Here is a 20812-nt window from a genome sequence, read left to right as displayed (position 1 = left end):
CCATTTCCGAGTTTACTGGATAAAAACCGCCGGAGCGGAGGTGTATCGCATGACCAATTTGCAAAGAGCTGCCGAAGCCTTGCGCGCTTTCAAGAAGGTTGTCTTTTTCACTGGCGCCGGCATTTCTGCTGAAAGCGGAATACCTACGTTCCGCGACAAGCTGACTGGACTTTGGACGAAGCACGAGCCTCAGCGTCTCGAAACTGCGAACGCCTTCAGAGAAAACCCAGCCTTGGTGTGGAGCTGGTACCTGTGGCGGCGGCATCATGTTGGCCAGGCTAAACCCAACCCAGCCCACTATTCTGTTTCTCAGCTAGCCGTCGCCGGATGGGACGTATCCGTCGTCACACAGAACATTGATGACTTGCATGAACGAGCTGGCTCCAGTCCGGTAATCCATCTTCATGGTAGTCTCATGGACGTGAAATGCTTCGCCTGCCACAGACCTGGGACGCTAGCGTCCGCGCAGCTGGAGACTCCTGAAGAGGAACAATTGATCGAGCCGCCCCGCTGTGCCCGATGCGGTGGAAAGCTTCGTCCTGGAGTGGTCTGGTTCGGGGAAAACCTACCCGAGAATTCTTGGCGTTCAGCCGTCAGACGTGTGAAAAGCTGTGAGCTACTGGTCTCTGTGGGCACCTCCGGCGTCGTCATGCCAGCAGCTGCTATTCCCGACATGGCTCTAGCGGCTGGGGCTACCGTCATCCATGTAAATATTGAAGACGTTGGATTTGGTGGTACGGACGAAATAATGCTGCTGGGCAGTGCAGGGATGGTATTACCCGCGTTGCTAAAAGCCGCAGGGGTCGCGGTTTAGGCGCAGCCGAATGGTTCTGGTTAGCATGCCTAACCTAGCCTCATTCCACAGATGTGCACGCTTTTTTTTTTGCACGGATTTCTCGTCACTCTCCCTCATTAGATTTGTGCCTTTCACCGCTTATTCATAGGCGAGTCGTGACTGAATTCTGCACATCTTAATTCAGACATATTTGCTCGATTGCAATGCTTCTTCCGCCAGCCCGACTGGCGGGTAGGCTGTCTCGTCACTGACGGAGGGGGCGATTACGTACCTTGGACGCATCCCCCGTCACGCCGCGTGTCGCTGGGGACATCCGATCATTGCACGAATTAGAGTTCTCGTTCTATTATCGGTTGCTGCCACCCTGTGCGCAACCAGCAGCATAACTAGGCAAATCGAGCGGGGGCTATCGTGATCAAGACAACGTCCTTTGAACTCAGCGTACTGGGGGTCACCCAGCCATAGCTATGACAGAACCGTTCGAGTCAAACTTAGCCATCTACAAGTAATTACAATGTTAAGAACAATTTACGACGCTAAAAACTCTCTTGGTGAATGTCCAATATGGTGCGACCGTACTCATCGCCTTTTTTGGACGAATATCCTGGGCCAGGAACTGTCTGTTTACTCTCCTGAGTCGGTCTCCGTTCAAACCTGGAGTATGCCAGAGCGACTTGCCTCATTTGCTTTAACTGATGATAACAATGTGCTTCTGCTTGGGCTGGAATCTCGACTTGCTTTCTTTAGCCTCGACTCTTGTGAGCTTTTCCCTATTGCCGATTCACCTGGTGCAGTCGGGACCCGCCTTAACGACGGGCGCTGTGACCGCCAAGGAAATTTTGTTTTTGGAACCATGCATGAAAGTGATGTGCCTCAGCCGATTGGAGCATTTTATCGACTCAATGCGATTTCCTTGGAGATCGAGCCACTTCCATTAAGAGCCGTGGCGATTTCCAATAGTATTTGCTTCTGCCCCAGCGGTAAAACGATGTACTACTCGGACTCAACCAAGCAAAACATATTTTGCTGCGATTACCCTTCGATGGAAAACCAAAGAATATTTGTTGAAGTAGTTGGTGATGGTGTTCCTGATGGCTCATGTATAGATGCAGAGGGTTGTTTGTGGAACGCTCAGTGGGGAGGAAGCCGAGTAGTTCGATACACGCCGGATGGCAAGGTGGACTGCATCGTGGAGGCAGTTGCATCACAAACGACTTGTCCAGCTATAGGTGGACCCAATCAGGACATTCTCTACTGCACCAGTGCTCGGGTCGGTTTGTCTTCTCCATCCGAGGACGACGGTGCGCTACTCACCGCCTCAGGTCTTGGCATTCGCGGCATAGCAGAAAGCCGCTTCTCCGGATCTGTCAGTGCGCTTGCTTCAAGGGCCAACTGACTTAGAGAGCGTTCCTACCAGCTTTCAAGCCATGGGCGATGCCATTTATCGCCCTCAACCAACCCTGTGCTGATGCCTCATTGCCGTAACCATTTGTCGCACGCTGCTCAGCGTCCTGGGTAGACGAAAGGGAGCGGCTACTTTTGTGAGTAGGAAGATCCCTATATATGGGATGGTGTTTTACATATTGGAATTTCCAGTCCTCAGGTTTATAGTCGCCGCACTCACTGCCAAAAACAAAACAGGTGAAGCGATGCAAGCGCAACTGATCGCGCTCGACTGGGGGACCACCTCACTTCGGGCTTACAAGCTTGCCGCCGACGGCCAGATTCTGGACGTACGAGCGCTGCCCAGCGGCATCATGCAGCTGCCCCAAATCCCACGGTTGATCCGCGGTGAACTCTGTACTGACGGTTTCGAACTGGCCTTTGAAGGCGCCTGTGGCGATTGGCTAGATGCCCAGCCTGAACTGCCAGTAATCGCTTGCGGGATGGTCGGCAGCGCCCAGGGTTGGCGCGAAGCGGCTTACTGCGATACCCCAGCCAACGTCGCTAATCTCGGTGCAGCCATTCAGACTGTACGTAGCCGCCGCGGCGTCGACGTGCACATTGTGCCTGGCGTGATCCAGCGTTCGCGGCTGCCCAATGTCATGCGCGGCGAAGAGACCCAAGTGCTCGGCGCACTGGCCAGCGTGACCACTGATGACATGCTGATCGGCCTGCCCGGCAGCCATTCGAAATGGGTGCAGGTGGCCGATGGCTGCATCGTGCAGTTCGACACCTTCATGACTGGCGAGGTGTTCGCGGTGCTCAGCGAGCACAGCATCCTGGGCCGCACTCAACAGCGTGGCGGAGATTTCGATGCAGTTGCTTTCGATCACGGCGTTCAGGTCGCGCTTTCTGTCGAAGGCGAAGCGGGTCTCCTGTCCACCGTATTCAGCGCCCGAAGCTTGGGCCTAACTGGCGAGCTCAGCGCAAGTGCCCAGCCCGATTACCTCTCCGGTTTGATGATCGGACACGAGTTATCGGCCCTGGCCAAGGCACAACGCCAGCGCCGTAATAGTGACCACCTGCCGGCGATCCTTCTGATCGGTAACGGCCAACTCTGCATCCGATACAGCCGCGCCCTGCAGGCCTGCGGTTTTACTCACGTGAGCGTTGCCGAACAGGCAACCGAACGAGGCCTGTGGCAGCTCGCGCTAGCTGCCGGCCTAGTCCACTCCAGCGTCGTCCACTCATCTTGAAGGGAACCTGACATGCTCGAACAAGCACTGGCACAGAATGGCCTGATCGCGATCCTGCGAGGACTGCAGCCACATGAAGCTGCTGCTATTGGTGAAGTCCTTTACGGCGCTGGCTTTCGCGTCATTGAAGTGCCCCTCAATTCGCCAGAACCCTTCGAGAGCATCCGCATTTTGCGAAATTGCTTACCCGCCGATTGCTTGATAGGTGCCGGCACTGTGCTGACACCGGCACAGGTGAAACTGGTGAAAAAAGCGGGCGGCCAATTGATCGTCATGCCGCACAGCGACCCACATGTGCTGCGTGCAGCCAAGGCTGAGGGCCTGTACCTAGCGCCGGGTGTCGCCACGCCGACAGAAGCTTTTTCTGCTCTGGCCGAAGGTGCCGATGTGCTCAAGCTGTTCCCGGCAGAGCAAATGGGAACCGCGGTGGTGAAGTCCTGGTTGGCCGTGTTGCCTGCCGGCACTGTTCTGGCGCCCGTCGGTGGCATCACCCCCGACAACATGCAGCAGTTTTTCGATGCCGGTGCCCGAGGCTTCGGCCTGGGCTCTGGCCTGTACAAACCGGGCATGACGCCTGAGCAAGTTGCGGCTACTGCCGAAGCCTACATAGCCGCCTGGCAAGCCCTTCGCTGATTCCTTTTCTGCGCTGTGCGCGCTGCAATCAACAAGAGAGACAAGCAGATGAAAATTACCAAGCTAACCACCTTCATCGTTCCGCCACGCTGGTGCTTCCTCAAGGTCGAAACCGACCAAGGCGTGACCGGTTGGGGCGAACCGGTGGTCGAAGGGCGCGCCCACACGGTGGCCGCTGCCGTCGAAGAGCTTTCCGACTACCTGATCGGCAAGGATCCACGCAACATCGAAGACATCTGGACCGTGCTCTACCGTGGCGGCTTCTACCGCGGTGGCGCCATCCACATGAGTGCACTGGCCGGTATCGATCAGGCCCTGTGGGACATCAAGGGCAAGGCGCTGGGCGTGTCGGTTAGCGATCTGCTTGGCGGCCAAGTGCGCGAAAAGATCCGTGTGTATTCTTGGATTGGCGGCGACCGCCCGGCCGATACTGCCCGAGCGGCGAAAGAAGCCGTAGCTCGTGGGTTCACTGCGGTGAAGATGAACGGCACCGAAGAGCTGCAATTCCTCGACACCTTCGACAAGGTCGATCAGGCCCTGGCCAACGTTGCTGCCGTGCGGGATGCGGTGGGCCCGAACGTCGGTATTGGTGTCGACTTCCACGGCCGGGTGCACAAGCCCATGGCCAAGGTGCTGATGAAAGAGCTCGACCCGTACAAGCTGATGTTCATCGAGGAGCCGGTGCTCAGCGAAAACTATGAAGCGCTGAAAGAGCTGGCACCGCTGAGCAACACTCCAATCGCCCTTGGCGAGCGGCTCTTCTCGCGTTGGGACTTCAAGCGCGTGCTCAGCGAAGGCTACGTCGACATCATCCAGCCTGACGCCTCCCACGCCGGCGGCATCACCGAAACCCGCAAGATCGCCAACATGGCCGAGGCCTATGATGTCGCGTTGGCGTTGCACTGCCCGCTGGGCCCGATTGCCCTGGCCGCCTGCCTGCAACTGGATGCTGCCTGCTACAACGCCTTCATCCAGGAGCAGAGCCTGGGCATCCATTACAACGAGAGCAATGATCTGCTCGACTACGTGCGTGATCCAGGCGTGTTTGACTACGAGAAAGGCATGGTGAAGATCCCCAATGGCCCCGGCCTGGGCATCGAGATCAATGAGGAGTACGTCATTGAGCGTGCTGCAGTCGGCCACCGTTGGCGCAACCCCATTTGGCGCCACGCCGACGGCAGCTTCGCCGAATGGTGATGCTGCTATCTTAAGGCGTTGCTCGGGTGCGCTGGCGACCTACTCGCCTGGGCAGCCGGGCGATACCATTGGAGCTCGGGCAATCAGCTATTTAACGCATCACACCGTACAACCAGCTCCCATTTTTGGACAGCTGGTTGTCCTGGTATTAAGGTGCGGCATGCGAATGAGCACTCCATTGCTCGCCCGCCAGCTCAACGATAAAGGCATGACATGCAGGATGACCTTGCTAAATCCACCCCTTCTGGCACCCAGACGTTACTACGCGGCCTAGCGGTGATCCAGGCCGTGGCTAGTGGTGCCCGGGATCTGAAGAGTATCGCCCAACATATCGGCACCACTCGCAGCACTACCCATCGACTGGTCAGTTGCCTGGTCGATGAGCGATATCTGCGGGTGGTTCCCCAGGTCGGTTACTTACTGGGGCCTAAGTTGATCGAACTAGGATACCAGGCCCGAGAAGAACTGCCGCTGGTGACTCTGGCCGGCTCTTACCTTGATGAGTTGTCCGCCCTGACTGGCGACACCATCCACCTGGCGATCCGTGAAGGTGACGAGGTGCTTTACCTACATAAGACACCGGGTCGAAACGGGCCGGAAATGCGCTCTCGGATCGGCCATCGAATGCCAATGGCGCGTACAGGCATCGGGAAAGCCCTGATGCTGGATGACGCGGTAGACGAGTGGCGACGCTTGTATGAAAGCAGCGTGCCGCAAAACGGCAAGCATACGAACTGGCCACATCACACAGAGCAGACTTGGGCGCAGTTCGAACAGCGTATGCTTGAGTATGTGGCGGGAGGCTATGCCTTCGACTTGGAAGACAATGAGCCTTCAATACGCTGCGTAGCCGCGCCAGTGCGTGATGCCAGTCGTCAAATCGTTGCCGGCATCAGCGTGGCCAGCACGGTGCCGTACATGCCCCTCGACAAAATGCATGAGCTGATTCCAGTAGTTAAAGGCGTGGCCGCACGGTTGTCGGAGGAGCTGGGAATGAAGGCCCGCTAGGGTCCTGACGGATCTTTGGTATCCCCCGATCAGCAGTGAGTGATTGCAGCCCCTCAGGTCGTTCGGCGTACTTATGTGTCAGAACGGCCTGAGGGGCTTTTGGGAGCTAAGGCTTAAGTTGTAAGGTCAATGGCGTCAGCGGCGTTGTCTGCCGGAATGTAGCCAATGAAGCGTTGAGCCTCTTCGAGATTCCAGACCATTCCGTCGTTGCCCGAAACGCCATTGATGATGACGGCTGGAGAAGGCCAGTGCTCCGCGCTTGAAGTAGAAGCCAAGACGAACAAGTTCTTTAGGTCTTTGTTTGAGAGCCACATCTTTTGGAACCAGCGCAATGACCGCTTATCTTCAGCGCTGAGCGTATCGATCGAAATGGTAGAGGCGGGTGAGCCGGAGTAGCTGATGTCTTGCGGGTCATTATCCCCTGGCAGTGCCCAACCCACTCTGATTGAAATGCAGGTCATTTCACCTCTAGTCAGGCGTGCGACCATACTGCAAGCCCGCTCACCCAGCGTCTTGGATGTACCATAAGCACGAGAGTAGATGACTTCGCGGCCGTCGAACCAGTTGGTACCTGGCGCTGCAGGCTTAGCAGAGTCCAATCCACCGGGTGCCAAGCTATCTGCTAGCGGACTGTCTTTGTAGCCACCCATGGCATGGTTCGAAGACGCAAAAATGAAGCGACGGACCTTTCGCAACGCTGAGCCTTCGAGCAACCGGGTAGTCATGGCGTAAGAGCTTACGCAATCTTCCCAGTCTGAATCGGGTAGGGGGTTGGCAGCGGCCAGATGAATGACAACGTCAGCAGCCAACTCATCGGTCCACCAATCAAGTGACGCTTCCGTTAGGTCCTGTTTCACCGCTACTATTTTACTTTTAAGCGCCTCAGGGATATCGCTCATATTAATGTTGCGATCTACCGCAATGATTCGCTCACACCAAGGTTGCTCAGCCAATCCTGACATAATCTTTTGGCCCAGGTTTCCGAATGCTCCAGTCACCATGACACGCTTAATTGCGATACTTGAACTCATTTTGTATTTCCTCTGTAACTAAATTGTTTAAAATTCTGGAGCTGCCCGTGGTCCTATGGCTTTACGCAGATGACCAGCGGTTGATTGACAAAATCCGTTCGTGAACGACTTGGGGAACCGTGTGCGCTAATCACCTCGTTCAGCTCATTTCTATATGCTAGGATGGTCAGCGTTTGATCGAGGTTCATGACTGAAACGCTCAATAACAGGTATTTCGATGCACATTCGCTATGAAGGCAATGCCCCGCAACAAGACCGCAGCCGAGCTTCGCTTGAGCGGCTGATGATGGCGGCACGCGAAATTTTGTCTGAGGGCACCTTTGAGCAATTGACGATTGCCGAAATAAGCAAGCGCTCTAAAGTTTCGGTCGGATCCATATATGCTCGCTTCAAAGGTAAAGATGAACTTTTTCTAGCCGTCATGATGGATGTCATGGATGAGATCCAAAGTGAGTGGTCTGGATTAATTTTAGAGCTACGCTCTCGTCAATTACCACTTGAAGTAAGGGTGCCCGCAGTCGTTGATGCCCTTGCCGAACACTTGCATAAGCATGCAGGTATTCTGCAACCCTTCATGGGTAAAGCTTCAGACCCCCGCGTCGCCATGTGTGGAAAGTCTGCTTATCAATCCACTGCGAAGAACTTTGTAGATTTCATCTTGGAATCCTCTACAGATATACAACGCAGTGATGCGGAAAGGGCCGTCAACTCCTGTTTCACCATCGTGTATGCCGCTCTTGCGCGTTTCCTCGGTTTGGGTTCTGCTCCAGATGCCGCCGGTGAGGGTAACTGGGCCTTTCTCAAGGCGGATCTGGGGCAGATGTGCCTAGGTTTTCTTAAGCAAGGCAGCCGATAGCTACGGCGTCGGGACGAGCGCTACTGCTCTAACAAATCCTGCAGAAGCTCTTTTGATCTTGTACGGAAAGCAGTTCACCCAGAAGCCTTTTTCGGGCAGTTGCTCAAGGTTACTGAGCTTTTCCATTTGGCCGTATCCAATGTCGCGGCCCGCCTTATGCCCTTCCCAGATGAGGGAGGCGTCTCCCGTTTCAGCGAAGCGTTGGCGTGTGTAGGAAAAGGGGGCGTCCCAGCTCCAAGCGTCAGTCCCTACGACTCGGACCCCTTGCTCCAAAAGCCACAATGTAGCTTCACGGCCAATGCCAACGCCGGCTTCTAGATATCCTGGTTCTCCAAACAGTTTGCCAGCCCTGGTATTGATGAGAACGATATCCAGCGGTTGAAGCACATGCCCGATACGTTCGACTTCCGTCGCGATTTCTTCGAGCGTTACCACGTGGCCGTCAGGAAAGTGCCTGAAATCCAATTTGACGCCAGGGCGCAAGCACCATTCCAGAGGTAACTCATCGATGCCAAAAGCCGGCCGCTCTCCTTCAGGAAGAGCCATATCGGTCGTGGATGCGTAATGCCAGGGTGCATCCATGTGCGTCCCGCTGTGAGTGGTAATTTTGAGCCGCTCAGCAGCCCAAGACTCATCGCCAGGCAGATCGGACTTCTGTAGACCTGGAAACATCGCAGCCATCTCAGGCCAACCCTGCTGATGATCCATATACTCGATGTGAGGCAGCAGCGGGGGAGGGTCGGTATAGGGGTTGTTATCGAGGGTTACCGAGATATCGATAAATCTGCACTTCTCAATGTTCATGATTACTCAGCCTGAACCAGTGGTTGGCGTTCAAGGTTGTTCAGAGCGGCACGAGCAACGACAGTTTGTTCAATGCTGCCAAACGGTGAGCTCGCTTCTGAGTCCAGAGCAGTGAGACGTACACGATCTCCATAACGTAGGTACGGAGTCAGCTCCTTCTGCTCGAGTTGATCTGCAGCCCTGCGCTCTGAAATGCAGGTGAATCCGTTGGCAATGCCCTCGTTAGAGATCGTGCCGGAGCCGATTACCGTGCCGGCGCCCAGTTTCCTGGTGCGCGCAGCATGGGCAATCAACTGCGAAAAGCTGTAGTGCATCGTGGCCGCGCAAGGACTCCCAAACCAGTCGCCGTTGACCTGCGCTTCCAGGCGCAGGGTCACACGATCACTCTGCCAGGCATCTCCGAGTTCGTCGGGCGTAATGGCCACGGCGGCAAAAGCGGTCGAGGGTTTGGCCTGCAGAAAACCAAAGCCTGTTTTCATTTCCCGCGGAGCAAGTAGCCGGAGACTGATATCGTTCAGCAGCACAATGAGCTTGATGTGGCCCGATGCGCGTTCAGCAGGACAGCCCATGGGCACATCGTCGACTATCACGCCGAATTCACCCTCAAAGTCGATGCCGTGTTCAGCATCGGCGACGATAGGGTCGAGCGGGCCGATGAAGTCGTCTGACGCTCCCTGGTACATCAATGGAATGCTCTCCACTCCCTCGATGGGGGGGAGATTGAACGCTCGTTGCATCCGCTCGCCATGGCTGAGAAAGGCTGATGCGTCACACCACTGATAAGCACGTGGGAGCGGTGCCATAGCCTGCTCGGGCAAGAATTTGAAAATATTGCTCGCTGAGCCGGCGTTCAACTTGTGGTAAAGCTCCTCCAACATGGGGGCGCTGGTCGACCACGAGTCGAGCGCTTGCTGCAACGTAGCCGCATAGGGGTGCGCTGACACCGCACGGTTTAGGTCCCTTGAGACGACAACAAGCTGACCATCGCGGCTGCCGTCTCTGAGGGTTGCCAGCTTCACTGGACACCCGCTGGAGATTCACTCGGCTTTGGCGGACCGCCTGGAGCCCACTTCGGCTGATGAGCGAACAGGAAGTACTGCGAGCTGTCCGCACCGGGTGGGGCCTCACGAGCCAGCCACTCATCATCGTGCAGGTCCATGTCAGCGTCGTACTCGACGTGACATCCGAACGGGCTGTTGAAGTACCAGAACCAGTTGGAGCCCATGAGATGACGGCCAGGGCCCCAGAACGAGCTGTAGCCCTTTTCCACGAAGCGGGTTCCGGCAATCATCACATCGGTTGGGCCGCCCATGTGGAACGTGAAGTGCTCGATGCCTTTCATGAAAGGCGGCGTTTGGATGAGAAACAGGGTGTGGTGATCTTGAGTGCCAGCTGGTCGCAGGAATGGTCCGACGTTGGTAAAACGATCGGTGCAGACGAACCCAATGCGGGTGTAGAAGGCTTCTGCTTTTTCATAGTCAGGCACAAAGTAAACGACGTGCGACAGGCTGCGAGGAGCGGCAGGTGCCTCGGGGTTCACACCCAGCACGTTGGCTGCGCGATTCACATTGTCGCCGGGCGCATTCACGGTTTCCGCACCGAGGTTGATCACTCGACGTTGGCTGATCTGAAAGCCCAGCGCAAAGCCCATGTCATCAACGCAGCGCAGTACACCGTCATCACCGCGGGTGACTTCGCGGTCTTTCTTGAGCTCCGCCTCGATTGCCTGGAGGTCTGCCTCGCTTGCAACGCCGTAGACCGTCTCTCGAAGCTGGGTCGCTGTTTCCATCGGTGCGGGCAGGCTTGGGTCATCCCGCAGGTGAACCCTAACACCGGTACCATCCAACGCTTCAAACCAAGCGACATTGCTGCTGACCTGCGTTGGTGCAAGGCCATAATCTGTCAGGTATTGCACGCACGCAGGAAAGTCATCGACACCGAAGACCAGGTAATCAGGACCAATAATGTTCATGGGTTGCCTCTTGTTATAAGTTGGTTCTTTAGGCTTAAGCAGTGCGGCCGCCGAGCACTTCAGCTACCCAGTCAGCAATGTAATGACCGGCATTGATGGAGTTGTCGAAGCTTGAATGCTGAACGCCACCCTCACGATCGGTGAAAATCTTGAGCTCGCGTTGCGGACTATTGGTGAGCTGAGCGAAGGTGCGCTCCGCCCACTTGACTGGGATCTGAGAGTCTTTTTCGCCGTGCGTAACCAGGAACGGAACGCGAATCCGGTCGAGCACGCCGTCGAGATGAACGTTCTCGGCGATGGCCATGAATTCTTCGATGTTCTCGCCGCCCCATACCCAGCGCACGTGATCCCAGTAGTGCGGGACAGGGAAATCACCTTCACGCTCAAGACGCCGCTTCTGAACATCGCGCCAATCGTGGTTTGCGCCCCACACGACCCCACAGGCAAATCGGGGTTCGAATGCGACCGCGCGTGGGCAGTAATAGCCGCCCAGCGAAACGCCTTCCAAGCCAATACGAGCAGGATCTACGCCTTCGAAGTCCTGCAGGAAATCCACTACTCGGCTTGCCCAGTGCTCGCTATCAAAGCGTGCTTTGAGGCCTTGGAGGCGCAGCGCCTCGCCAGTACCTGGCTGGTCGATGATCAACGACGAGACGCCACGACGAGCGAGCCACTGCGGAAGGCCCACTCGATACTTCATCTCCTTGAGGGAGTCGAGTCCATTGACCTGGACAAGAATCGGGGCCTGTGCGGCGTTCCCTTCTGCCTTGACGTAAAGTCCAGACAGGTGAGTGTCGCCGTAGGGAATCTCAACCCGCTGGCAGTTTTCCCCGGTGAGCTCAATGCCTTTGGCAAACACCTCCAGGAACCGCTGGTACAGGCTGATTCGGCCCGGCGCATTCCAGGCTTGTAACCGCTCGCAAGTCAAAAGATAGATAGCAGCACGGTTGTATTTCTCACCGGCAGAGAACCTGCGGCCGTGAGTCAAATCCTCTTCGGCCAACTCGCAGAGCTTGTCAGCCATCTGCGCCCAGCTGTGCCTGAACGCTTCGCTTGCAGCTTTATCCGGCTGCTTGGCAGCCTCATGCAGCGGCGCACACATCTGCTCAATTTCGCCGATGCGAGCGCCCATTTCTATGGCTAGGTCGACGGACAGGTTCCACGGGTAATTGGTGGGGAAGTAGCGAAACATAGCAGTACCTTGGGTTGTAGATTTTGTGAGGTCACACTGCGTTGCATTACCGGATAATAGAACGCGAACTCTAGTTCGCGCAACGATCCGGTTCAGCTGCAGTGATCAGGTTCGTTGCGCGATTGCCGTCCGAGATCATCGTTAGGTAGCCGACGATCGCCCCAAGGGCAGACGCGACAGCAACACCAATGGCCAGCGTTAAGCCGCTGTGTGACAACATCGGCGCAAGCAGAGAGGAGACGGCAGCGAAAACCATTGTTGACTCAAAGGACAACAGAGAATTAGCCAGGCCAAGCCTTGTTTGGTGGACAGTCACAGCCATCATCAGCAAGGGCGGGTTGATGAGAGCAAGTCCAAAAGTACCGATGCCGAGGGGGATCACGGCCCAAGGCACGGTAGGGTTTGGCAAGTAGAAGACAACCAGGTTCAGGGCATTGCCGAAGAGCAGAACGCTGAAGCCGATCCGCAACTGTTTCGCTCGGCTCAGGCTCCGGCTAACACGCGCCGATGTTGCCGATCCTGTGATCATGCCCAAGACCAATGGTACGAACAGCCAACCGAAATCGGTCACTTCCAGATGTAGAATTTGACCGATAAACGGAGCGGCTGCGCCGATGTAAAGCGAGAAAGAAAAGAAGCATAGAGCGCTGCTGGCAGCTGCGCCCTGGAAGATAGTATCCGTCGCCGTTTGCCGATAAGCGGCGGTCAGCGATCGTATCCGTAGCTGCTGACGCTTATTCGCCGGCAGCGTCTCTGGCAGTGACACGTAGCACCATATCCAGAGTGCAGCTGCGAGTATCGCCTGAAGGTAGAAGATGGGCCGCCAGCCGAAATGCGTCAGTACCCACCCACCGATGATGGGAGCCACCGCCGGCGCGATCGCAAACGCCATCATGACCTTGGAGATCGCTCGGATGCCTTCACTGCCCTGATGTCTGTCCTGAATAAGAGCACGAGTGACAACGCCTCCTGCTCCAGCACTGGCGCCCTGCAGCAATCGGCTCATCAAGAGCGAAGTCTCATCGCCAGACAGTGCGACCCAGAGTGCAGTGAGCGCGAATGCCGCAGTGGAGCAGAGCACGACCGGACGACGCCCGTAGCAGTCAGACAATGTTCCGTAAAACAGCATCATGACCGCCAGGCCGCACAAGTAGACGCCGAGGGTTTGCTGAACCGTCGCCAACGATGCACTCAAGTCCTCCGAAATTGCCGGTAATGCCGGAAGGTACATATCGATTCCCAGCGGCCCCAACATTGAAAGCGCCGCGAGCAGGACGATCAGCGAACCTCTCATAAAAACCTCTCCCGATTAGAAGGCCAGGTTGAAACCAGTCTGGAACAACAGAGCGTCGTCTTGAGCCGGTGCGAACGAAGGGCCTTCCTGATAGGTGAGTCCGTTTACCCAGTAAATTCCCCGTGCAATCCGTGCAGCGTACGAAAGAGATAGGGCAGTGGAGGTACGCTCGGCGTCTGCGCCGCTGGACTCGACAAGGTTGTGGACATAGGTGCTGAAATAGCTGCGCGTGAAGCCCAGCGAAACCATGTCACGTGGTCGGCTATCAAACGGGCCGATATAGAACGTTGTCAGCTGAAAGTCTTTGTTGTAGAGGTTGCGGTCTTCTGGCGCATAGTTGACCTTCGCATCCAGATACAGACCCTTAGGGCCTGCTCCCATGGGTTGGGTAAGCTGGGCGGTGACTGCTGCGTAGCCGCCGTAGTTGCTATCAGTCATGCCGCCGTCACGGTAGTTGTTGTAATGACTGAAGTTGTAGATGCCGCCAACTCGCGCCCACAGCGCTTTCTGGTTAGCCCCAGACTCCACCTTGTAACCGAACTCATCGACTACCAACGCTTTGGAGCCTTTGACCTTGATTTCGAAGCCGGTCTTGTTTTCATCCAGGTCGTAATCGAAGCCATTCGGGCTCGCGCTTCGAGCCACGGACGTGCGGTTGTACCAGCGTTTGCTGCTGTCTTTGATCCCTACTGTGACAGCAGGGCTTGGCGAGAAGAGCGACAGGCCCAGCTGTACAGGGATTACGCTGACAGGGCCGAGTGCGGCGGACGAGGAGTTACCGCCCAGGACCATGCCGTAGTACTCGCGGATCAGGTTGTAGTAACCGTACTGCAGCTCCAGCTGGCCATCGTAGAAGCGCTGGTTCACCGCAAAGCTCGACATGGTTGCATAGTTGGGGTTGCCGGCCGGGTAACTACCGGATTCCCAGGTTGCTCCAGCCACAAATTGTGCATCACCACCCCATCCAGCCCGGGTGAGGTCGTAGGTGAATTTGACCGATGTGGCCTGCCGATAGGTTGGGTTTTGCCCGTTGTAGGTTTGAGTGGACGCGTTATGGCCCAGAACGTCATAGCGATAGTTTGGCTGGAAAACCGCCTGAATACCCATGCCGTGTTCCGCGAGAGTTTCGCGCAATCCGCCCAATTCTGGGGAGATAGTCTCGCAAGGAGCGGTCTGTCTAAGTACTGCCTCAGTTCGGGGCAAATATTTATCGTATTTGTTGCAATTGTCCGCTGCCGTGTTCGGTTCGGCTTGGGTTACTACAGATTGAGAGGTCCCGTAAACGGCGGCAACACGAGGATCTGAATCCGGTGTTGTCGCTGCAAAAGCAGAACTTGAGGCAAAAAAGATCCAAAGACCCAAAGCTTTAACTGGTCGCATGTTGTTCTCGTTCGTCGTTGTTATTGGTTTTTCGAGCAAAAAGCAGGCGCAAGGACGCCCTCGCCTGGAGGGCGTGTATTACTCTTTATTAACAGGCTTGAAACGTACGGGCCCGTACTACGCTGATCATTAGCGCGGTGACAATCAAAGCACCGAGCGCTACGACGCCAAGTGCTACAACAGCAGGCAGTAGTCCTCCCAGAAGGTTGCTAATTTTGCCAACTACAAATGGACTAACAAACTGTCCAATGAAGAATGACGCAGTCCAAATACCTACACCCTTGCCGCGGTGCTCGAAAATCAGCCCGCCGAGGCACCAATTCATCAGGGCTGGAATCAGCATGCCGCAGCCGACTTGAGCAATAAAGGCGGCGGCGACGGCCAAGTAGATGTTGGTGGCCATGCCCAAACCAACCAGGCCGATCGCGAAGAGCGTAAACACGACCATTAAGTGAAGTTGAATGCCACGGCGCGATAGTCGAGCGAAGATGAGCGCTCCCAACGGTACACCCAGGCCGGCAATGCCGCCCGCGACACCGATAGTTGCTGTGCTCTCTACTCCTAGGGCATGAAGCACTTGGCTGATTTGAAGAACCTCAACGTAGTAGAGCACGGCACAGAAAAGCGTGACCGCTGCGACAATAGCCATGTTGGCAGCAGGGAATCGCGTTCTGGTACTGGACTCATGTGCTTCAGATCTATGTTCTGGTTCCCATGTCCAAAGGAGCAGCCCAAGGAAAATCGGGAACGCCAATAGGTAAAGCAGGAATGGACCGTTCCAACCCATCGTGCCCAGCAGGCCACCGATAAGCATCAAGATCGTGCCGGACAGCGATCCAACAGCGCTCTGGACGGCCAGCCACTTGCGGCGAGGCTCAGGGTCGAAAAAGTCACCAAACAGCGTATTCGCAACCGTCATGATCACTGCTTCAGTGATCCCCAGAAGGAAGCGGCAAGCCACGATGCTCACCAAGTCCGTCAGGAAAAAGGGGGCGAATCCGCAGACCCCATAGAAGAACACCGCGATCAGCAGCAGTCGGCGACGACCGAGCTTGTCGGCAAGGTAGCCGGCAAGCGGTGACAACAAAGCGATGCACGCGCTTGGTGCGGTTATCAGCAAGGGGATCAAGAGGGCCGCCTGTGGGTGCTCACCGAAATGCCGCGCCAGGAGCGGAATGATCGGAATGAGTGACAGTAAGCCCATGATTGGCAGTTGAGTGGTAAACACGAGTATCAGGGCTTGTGCTGCGCCGGCATGACGCGTGGGCTGGGCACCAGTACTCGCACTAGCGTTAATCGAATCTTGATATGGCATGTTCTGCTACCTCGCGCCCATAAGGGCGCTATTATTTTTGTGGTATCACATAGCACGCGACAGCTGAGGTGGGTCACCTCAGCGAAACATTACATTTCTTCAGGTCCCTGATGCGCCGATCTCCAGCGGATGCGACGACAAGATGTCGACCGAGCTTTTACCGACCGAAATCTGATAAGTCCCCTCTTTCAACTCCCAACGGCTGTTGCCGGCACACCACTGCTTGAAGGCATATGAAGAGACAGAAACACGGAGGGTTTGCGTGGTCTTGCCTTCAAGGAACACAGTGGCAAAGCCTTGCAGTGAAATCCTTGCTCGTGCGCCTTCCGCGACGGGTTGCTCTACATATACCTGCACTACTGCTTTGCCTTTACGGTCGGAGAGGTTGGTGGCAGTTACTTCAACCTCAATTCCTTCGCTGACAGAGCCATGCAGCGATGTATTGCTGAGTTCGATTTCGGCGTAGCCCAAGCCGTGGCCAAAGGCATAGGCCGGCTCTTTCTTGTCGGCAAGAAAAGCCCGATAACCCACCCACCAGCCTTCGTGGTAGCGCAGATCACCTTGTGAGTCGGGGCGCAGCGACCAAACCGGATAATCAGATTCTTCCTGGGCGAAGGTCATCGGCAAGCGACCACCAGGCTCCAACTCACCAGTCAGCACTTTCGCCAACGCGTTTGAGAACTCCTGCCCTGGATACCAAGCCAAGAGGATGGCCGCCGCGCCTTTCAAATCCGCAACGTCGATCTGATGCGCCGCGTTAAGCACGATGACAGTGCGGGGGTTGGCTTCGCACACCTTGCGGATCAGATTTACCTGCGCGGCCGACAGCTTGGTCGTATCTCGGTCGATACTTTCAAGGCCAGCGTCAGCGGTTTCACCGACCAGCAGAATCACTTCGTCAGCAGCCAATGCCGCTTCCACCGCCTTTTGAATCGAGTTCGGATCCTGAGGAGGCTTGCAACCAAACCAGATGCCATGGGCGAGGCTACGCTGGATCGCCATCTCGTATTCGAGGTGAACCTCCTGGCCCTCCTCAAGCTCGATGGTAGCGATGCCATGAGGTGCTTGCATGAGTTTGCCCATGATGTCGCCCTGGAGCGCGACACCGTCAAAGTCTACGAGCACCACGTCATTCACGCTGAGCGTGACTTGGCCAGTACCGCCTGCATACATCGTGTAGACGCCGTTTTTTGGCGCGACGAAACGAGTAGCTACTCGGATGTTCGCTTGGCCATTGAGATTCAGTAAGTCGCCCACTCCGGGCATGTCCTTGAACCAAATCAGCGACGAAGCGGTACGCACTTCGTGATAGGCGCTAGCACCAGGCTCAGACGACAGGATGGTGACATCCAGGCCTGGCAGACCATCCTCGGTCACGGGTGAAAACTGCGACAGCGGAGGTATGCGGTGCTCTGGTTCAACGCCAACTTGATGGATCACCTTCGCACCCGCTGCGGTAAACACTTCAGTGAGCGCATTACGTGGAGACACTACATTTGGCGATACCGCGACCTTGGCAAAGGTACCACCCTGGAAGCAGGGTACATCCGCATTCGGACCGATAACCGCGATTGTCTTTCCTGCGAGGCTCTTCAAGGGAAGGGCATTCAAATCATTGCGCAACAACACCATGCCGGCTGCGGCCGCTTCTTCCAAGACGCCACAGCGCTGGGCCTCAGCTTTCGCAGAGGCGTCATAGCTGAGTGGGGTCTCCACGCGTTTAGCCAAACGGTGGAGGCGAAGTGAAGCATCTTCCAGTCGAGCCAAATCCAGAGCGTCGCCGCCGTTTTCTTCCAGAAGCTTCAGCCCCATGTGCCTTGCAGGACCTGGCATTTCCAAGTCGAGGCCGGCGTTCAAGCTGCGCCGCCCCGACTGGGTGCCAAACCAATCCGACATGATGAGTCCGTCCCAACCGAGATCATTCTTCAACCAGTCGGAGAGAACTTGAGTCGCTTCGGCACAAGGAACCCCGTTAACTCGGTTATAAGCGGTGAGCATCGCCCAAGCACCGGAATTTGCAGAATGCTCGAATGGCCGGAAGTAGACCTCGCGCAGAGTGGTTTCATCCACGACCGAGTTCATCGTGCGGCGATCTGTTTCTGAGTCATTGCACACGATGTGCTTGATGACGGAAGCAACGCCACGGGACTGTACCCCGAGCGCCCAGGCAGTGCCTAACTCGGCGATGAGTTGAGGGTCTTCACCGAACAGCTCGAAAGCGCGACCAGCCAGTGGGCTTCTGAGTAGGTTGAGGTTAGGGGCGAGTACGCCCTGGATGCCCATCCGAAGACCTTCGTCGCCCACCACTGTGCCGACACGATTAACCAAGTCACGGTCCCAGCTAGAGGCAAGTGCCAGCCCGCAGGGTGTCAGAAGAGCAATGTCTCGCTCGTCCACTCGGCCGCCAGTGATGCCCATAGGGCCATCAGCAACGCGTACCGAGGGGAGGCCGTAATCGGGAAGATCCCATGTGGACCACATATCGCGCCCAGCGGTCAGGATCGCCCGATCGGCAAGAGTTAGGCTAACTGCCCATTCAGTCATGCTGGAACGCTCCTGGCGAGCTGTGCGGAGCAGAGCTGCAGTGACTGTTCTGCCAGGGTCTGGAGGGCGTCACGGATGCCTTCGTCTTTGCAGCTTCCGTCTTCGGCAAACAAGCTCACGCCGGCTGTGTTGAGCGTTACGCCAAGAGGCGTAGGCCATCCACGAAGAGCATGAACGATCGAGCGAAGCGCCCCCAAGGTGGTGTTGCAGCCTTGCCAGCCTGCAGCGGTAATGATGCAGCCAACTGCTCGACCGTCGAGATATACGCGGGTGTCGTCACGCAGATCTTCTAGCAGATCAATTGCATTTTTGACCAGGCCAGATACTCCGCCGTGGTAACCCGGGGAAGCGATGATCACCGAGTCAGCGCGACGCACTGCTTCGACAAATGCGACTTCCTCCGCGGTGCGCTCTTTGACTTCGGGATTGAAACTTGGAAGTGCCGCGAGCTCTGCTCCACCGAACAGTATTGTCTCGGCGCCGAGGTCTCGAGCATGTTCCAGCGCACACTTCAGAGCTTTTTCAGTGCTCGAATTTGGCCGAGTAGTCCCACCAATGCCTACAACCAGAGGGCGGCGTTCAGTAGGCATCGGGTTGATTTTCAATTGAGAGTTCATGGGTATTCCTCCAGTGGAATTATTTGAAGCGAGGCATGACCTCAGTGGCGAAAAGCTTCATCGACTGAGCGCCAAGTCGCATGCGCTCAGGGGTCAGCGGTCCGTTAGTGAATCCCATCAGCACGTTGCCGATACCCAGCTGGCGGTGTTTCTCCAGCTCTTCAGCAACGGTTTCTGGACTTCCATGGAGGCACCAGGTCTTGATCCACTCTGGGCTGAAGCAGTCAGGGTGGGGATGCAACTCGACGCCGCTGATTTTCTCGGCGCGTTTGTTGTAGGTGTACTCGCGATCAATGGCTTGCTTGTAGCTGCGCAGGATCGCGTGAAGTTCGTCTTCAGCTTGCTCATCGCTAGGCGCAACGTGGACGCACTGATAGGTGTGGGTGGTCCAGCCCAGGCAGTGATCGATCACTGCCTGGGAGTGGCCTGCACCCAGCAGCGCTTCCTTGTAGCGCCCGAAATAGCGCGACAGGTGGGCAAATGGGTCGTCGCTGGCGGCTACTGGCGGAGTGAATGCAGGAATGAATGCCGGCCATCCATTGTCCGCGGCACGCTGCATGCTGGTTTCCCGCAGCGCTACCGGCATGATTCGCTTGAACGGTGCCTCGTAGGCGGTAGGAACGATGCGTTGTACGACCGCACCTTTGTAATGGCCGGTGGTGAACACCACTGGTTCATCCTCAATCTTTTTGTCCCACAGGCGTTGGATCAGATCGAGGTTCTCTTGCAGGAGCGCCGAAGCCTCTTTGTAGTTGACCCCGAAGCCGATCATCTCTTCAGGCGTGGTTCCGCTGCCGATACCAACCAGCAAGCGACCTTCGGTCAACTGATCCAAAAGGTTGACGCGCTCGGCGAATCGAACAGGGTGGTGCAGGGGAACAGTCGTTACAGACATGCCGAAGTGAATGCGCTTGAGCTGGCCGGCGAGGTAGGCAGCAAACACAAATGGATCACTGGACATTGGGGCATAGCCAGTGAAGTGGTGGTCCGGCATAAACACTGCGTCATAGCCCAGTGCTTCAGCCTGTTTGGAGTGATCGACGAGAGCGTCAATGACCGCTTTGTCTTCAGAGGAAGCAGTCGAGCGGCCGACGAGGAATACGGAAAAACGCATGGAGTAACTCCTTGAATAAAATCAACATTTCACTAGAACGCGAGCTCGAATTCTAGTTTTTAGGCGTGCGCGTAGGGAGTACGCGCAAATGCACGTTGTTGAATTTCTCAGCAGGAGTTGGCGAACAGGCTATGGAGGGAGAGCAGCTTCATGATGGGGCTTCGCTTTGTTATTGGTTTGTGGAGCATCCCGCGGAGGTAATTAGAACCACCGCTCTAGTTGTGAGGGAAAGCTAGCATGGGTTTTTTGGTGAGTCAACGACTGGATCACAGAGGGAGGGCTGGGTATGGCGCTCCTCAAATGAGAGAATCTTCAGCCGTCGATATGCCTACAAGTCGCGCCCTTAGTGGGTTTGGCAAGGTAAATGAGCGGCTTCAGCGAAGACCAGATAAGTCGAATTGACCAAGCAAATGCTGCCCG

General features: G+C 56.2%; 18 protein-coding genes. 7 read left to right on the top strand and 11 right to left on the bottom strand.

The annotated features are described in order from the left end of the window. Window positions 1-49 precede the first annotated feature (49 nt). The 6 genes from LMH93_RS27405 to LMH93_RS27380 all read left to right on the top strand — a co-directional run bounded on the left by LMH93_RS27405 (window position 50) and on the right by LMH93_RS27380 (window position 6273). A complete protein-coding gene (locus LMH93_RS27405) occupies window positions 50-814 on the top strand; it encodes an SIR2 family NAD-dependent protein deacylase (protein ID WP_230065422.1) in 765 nt (254 codons plus the stop codon). A 496-nt stretch (window positions 815-1310) separates the two neighbouring features. Beyond that, entirely contained in the window at window positions 1311-2192 is an 882-nt protein-coding gene (locus LMH93_RS27400; protein WP_230065421.1) for an SMP-30/gluconolactonase/LRE family protein, read from the top strand. A 253-nt stretch (window positions 2193-2445) separates the two neighbouring features. Then, entirely contained in the window at window positions 2446-3435 is a 990-nt protein-coding gene (locus LMH93_RS27395) for a 2-dehydro-3-deoxygalactonokinase (RefSeq protein WP_230065442.1), read from the top strand. Window positions 3436-3447: 12 nt separating this feature from the next. Continuing rightward, complete coding sequence (locus LMH93_RS27390; protein WP_230065420.1) at window positions 3448-4068, top strand: 2-dehydro-3-deoxy-6-phosphogalactonate aldolase; 621 nt, start codon at window positions 3448-3450, stop codon at window positions 4066-4068. Between the two features lie 48 nt (window positions 4069-4116). Next, the gene (dgoD, locus tag LMH93_RS27385; protein WP_230065419.1) at window positions 4117-5265 is read left to right on the top strand and encodes a galactonate dehydratase; all 1149 of its coding nucleotides are present in this window, start codon (window positions 4117-4119) and stop codon (window positions 5263-5265) included. Between the two features lie 213 nt (window positions 5266-5478). After that, window positions 5479-6273: an IclR family transcriptional regulator gene (locus tag LMH93_RS27380; protein WP_230065418.1), complete on the top strand. Its 795-nt coding sequence runs from the start codon at window positions 5479-5481 to the stop codon at window positions 6271-6273. A 113-nt stretch (window positions 6274-6386) separates the two neighbouring features. Here LMH93_RS27380 and LMH93_RS27375 read toward each other — a convergent pair whose 3' ends face one another. Next, on the bottom strand, window positions 6387-7304 hold the full coding sequence (locus LMH93_RS27375) for an NAD-dependent epimerase/dehydratase family protein (protein WP_230065417.1): 918 nt from the start codon (window positions 7302-7304) through the stop codon (window positions 6387-6389). Window positions 7305-7521: 217 nt separating this feature from the next. On the opposite strand from LMH93_RS27375, the gene LMH93_RS27370 reads away from it, so the two are divergent. Next, window positions 7522-8160, top strand: coding sequence for a TetR/AcrR family transcriptional regulator (locus LMH93_RS27370; protein WP_230065416.1), 639 nt, complete (start codon window positions 7522-7524; stop codon window positions 8158-8160). Here LMH93_RS27370 and LMH93_RS27365 read toward each other — a convergent pair whose 3' ends face one another. The 10 genes from LMH93_RS27365 to LMH93_RS27320 all read right to left on the bottom strand — a co-directional run bounded on the left by LMH93_RS27365 (window position 8161) and on the right by LMH93_RS27320 (window position 20392). Continuing rightward, complete coding sequence (locus LMH93_RS27365; protein WP_230065415.1) at window positions 8161-8964, bottom strand: cyclase family protein; 804 nt, start codon at window positions 8962-8964, stop codon at window positions 8161-8163. A gap of 2 nt (window positions 8965-8966) precedes the next feature. Next, window positions 8967-9983, bottom strand: coding sequence for a fumarylacetoacetate hydrolase family protein (locus LMH93_RS27360; RefSeq protein ID WP_230065414.1), 1017 nt, complete (start codon window positions 9981-9983; stop codon window positions 8967-8969). Further along, complete coding sequence (locus LMH93_RS27355) at window positions 9980-10936, bottom strand: VOC family protein (RefSeq protein WP_230065413.1); 957 nt, start codon at window positions 10934-10936, stop codon at window positions 9980-9982. The genes LMH93_RS27360 and LMH93_RS27355 overlap by 4 nt, the downstream gene beginning before the upstream one ends. 34 nt (window positions 10937-10970) lie before the next feature. After that, on the bottom strand, window positions 10971-12128 hold the full coding sequence (locus LMH93_RS27350) for an alpha/beta hydrolase family protein (RefSeq protein WP_230065412.1): 1158 nt from the start codon (window positions 12126-12128) through the stop codon (window positions 10971-10973). Window positions 12129-12198: 70 nt separating this feature from the next. After that, window positions 12199-13422 carry a multidrug effflux MFS transporter gene (locus LMH93_RS27345; protein ID WP_230065411.1) on the bottom strand — a complete coding sequence of 408 codons (1224 nt, stop codon included), beginning with the start codon at window positions 13420-13422 and terminating at the stop codon, window positions 12199-12201. A 15-nt stretch (window positions 13423-13437) separates the two neighbouring features. Further along, window positions 13438-14802 carry a carbohydrate porin gene (locus LMH93_RS27340; protein ID WP_230065410.1) on the bottom strand — a complete coding sequence of 455 codons (1365 nt, stop codon included), beginning with the start codon at window positions 14800-14802 and terminating at the stop codon, window positions 13438-13440. An 88-nt stretch (window positions 14803-14890) separates the two neighbouring features. Further along, window positions 14891-16117: an MFS transporter gene (locus tag LMH93_RS27335; RefSeq protein WP_230065409.1), complete on the bottom strand. Its 1227-nt coding sequence runs from the start codon at window positions 16115-16117 to the stop codon at window positions 14891-14893. Window positions 16118-16216: 99 nt separating this feature from the next. Then, window positions 16217-18661 (bottom strand): beta-glucosidase family protein, encoded by a 2445-nt coding sequence (locus tag LMH93_RS27330; RefSeq protein WP_230065408.1) that lies wholly within the window; start codon window positions 18659-18661, stop codon window positions 16217-16219. Continuing rightward, window positions 18658-19260, bottom strand: a complete 603-nt coding sequence (locus LMH93_RS27325) for an NADPH-dependent FMN reductase (protein ID WP_442800204.1) — start codon at window positions 19258-19260, stop codon at window positions 18658-18660. The genes LMH93_RS27330 and LMH93_RS27325 overlap by 4 nt, the downstream gene beginning before the upstream one ends. 37 nt (window positions 19261-19297) lie before the next feature. Beyond that, window positions 19298-20392 carry an LLM class flavin-dependent oxidoreductase gene (locus tag LMH93_RS27320; RefSeq protein ID WP_230065406.1) on the bottom strand — a complete coding sequence of 365 codons (1095 nt, stop codon included), beginning with the start codon at window positions 20390-20392 and terminating at the stop codon, window positions 19298-19300. Window positions 20393-20812 lie beyond the last annotated feature (420 nt).

It is taken from the genome of Pseudomonas sp. CIP-10 (assembly GCF_020911845.1).
Classification (GTDB): Bacteria; Pseudomonadota; Gammaproteobacteria; order Pseudomonadales; family Pseudomonadaceae; genus Aquipseudomonas; species Aquipseudomonas alloputida.
The sequence above is the reverse complement of the archived record's forward strand: the minus strand, read 5'-3'. Positions and strand labels throughout refer to the sequence as shown.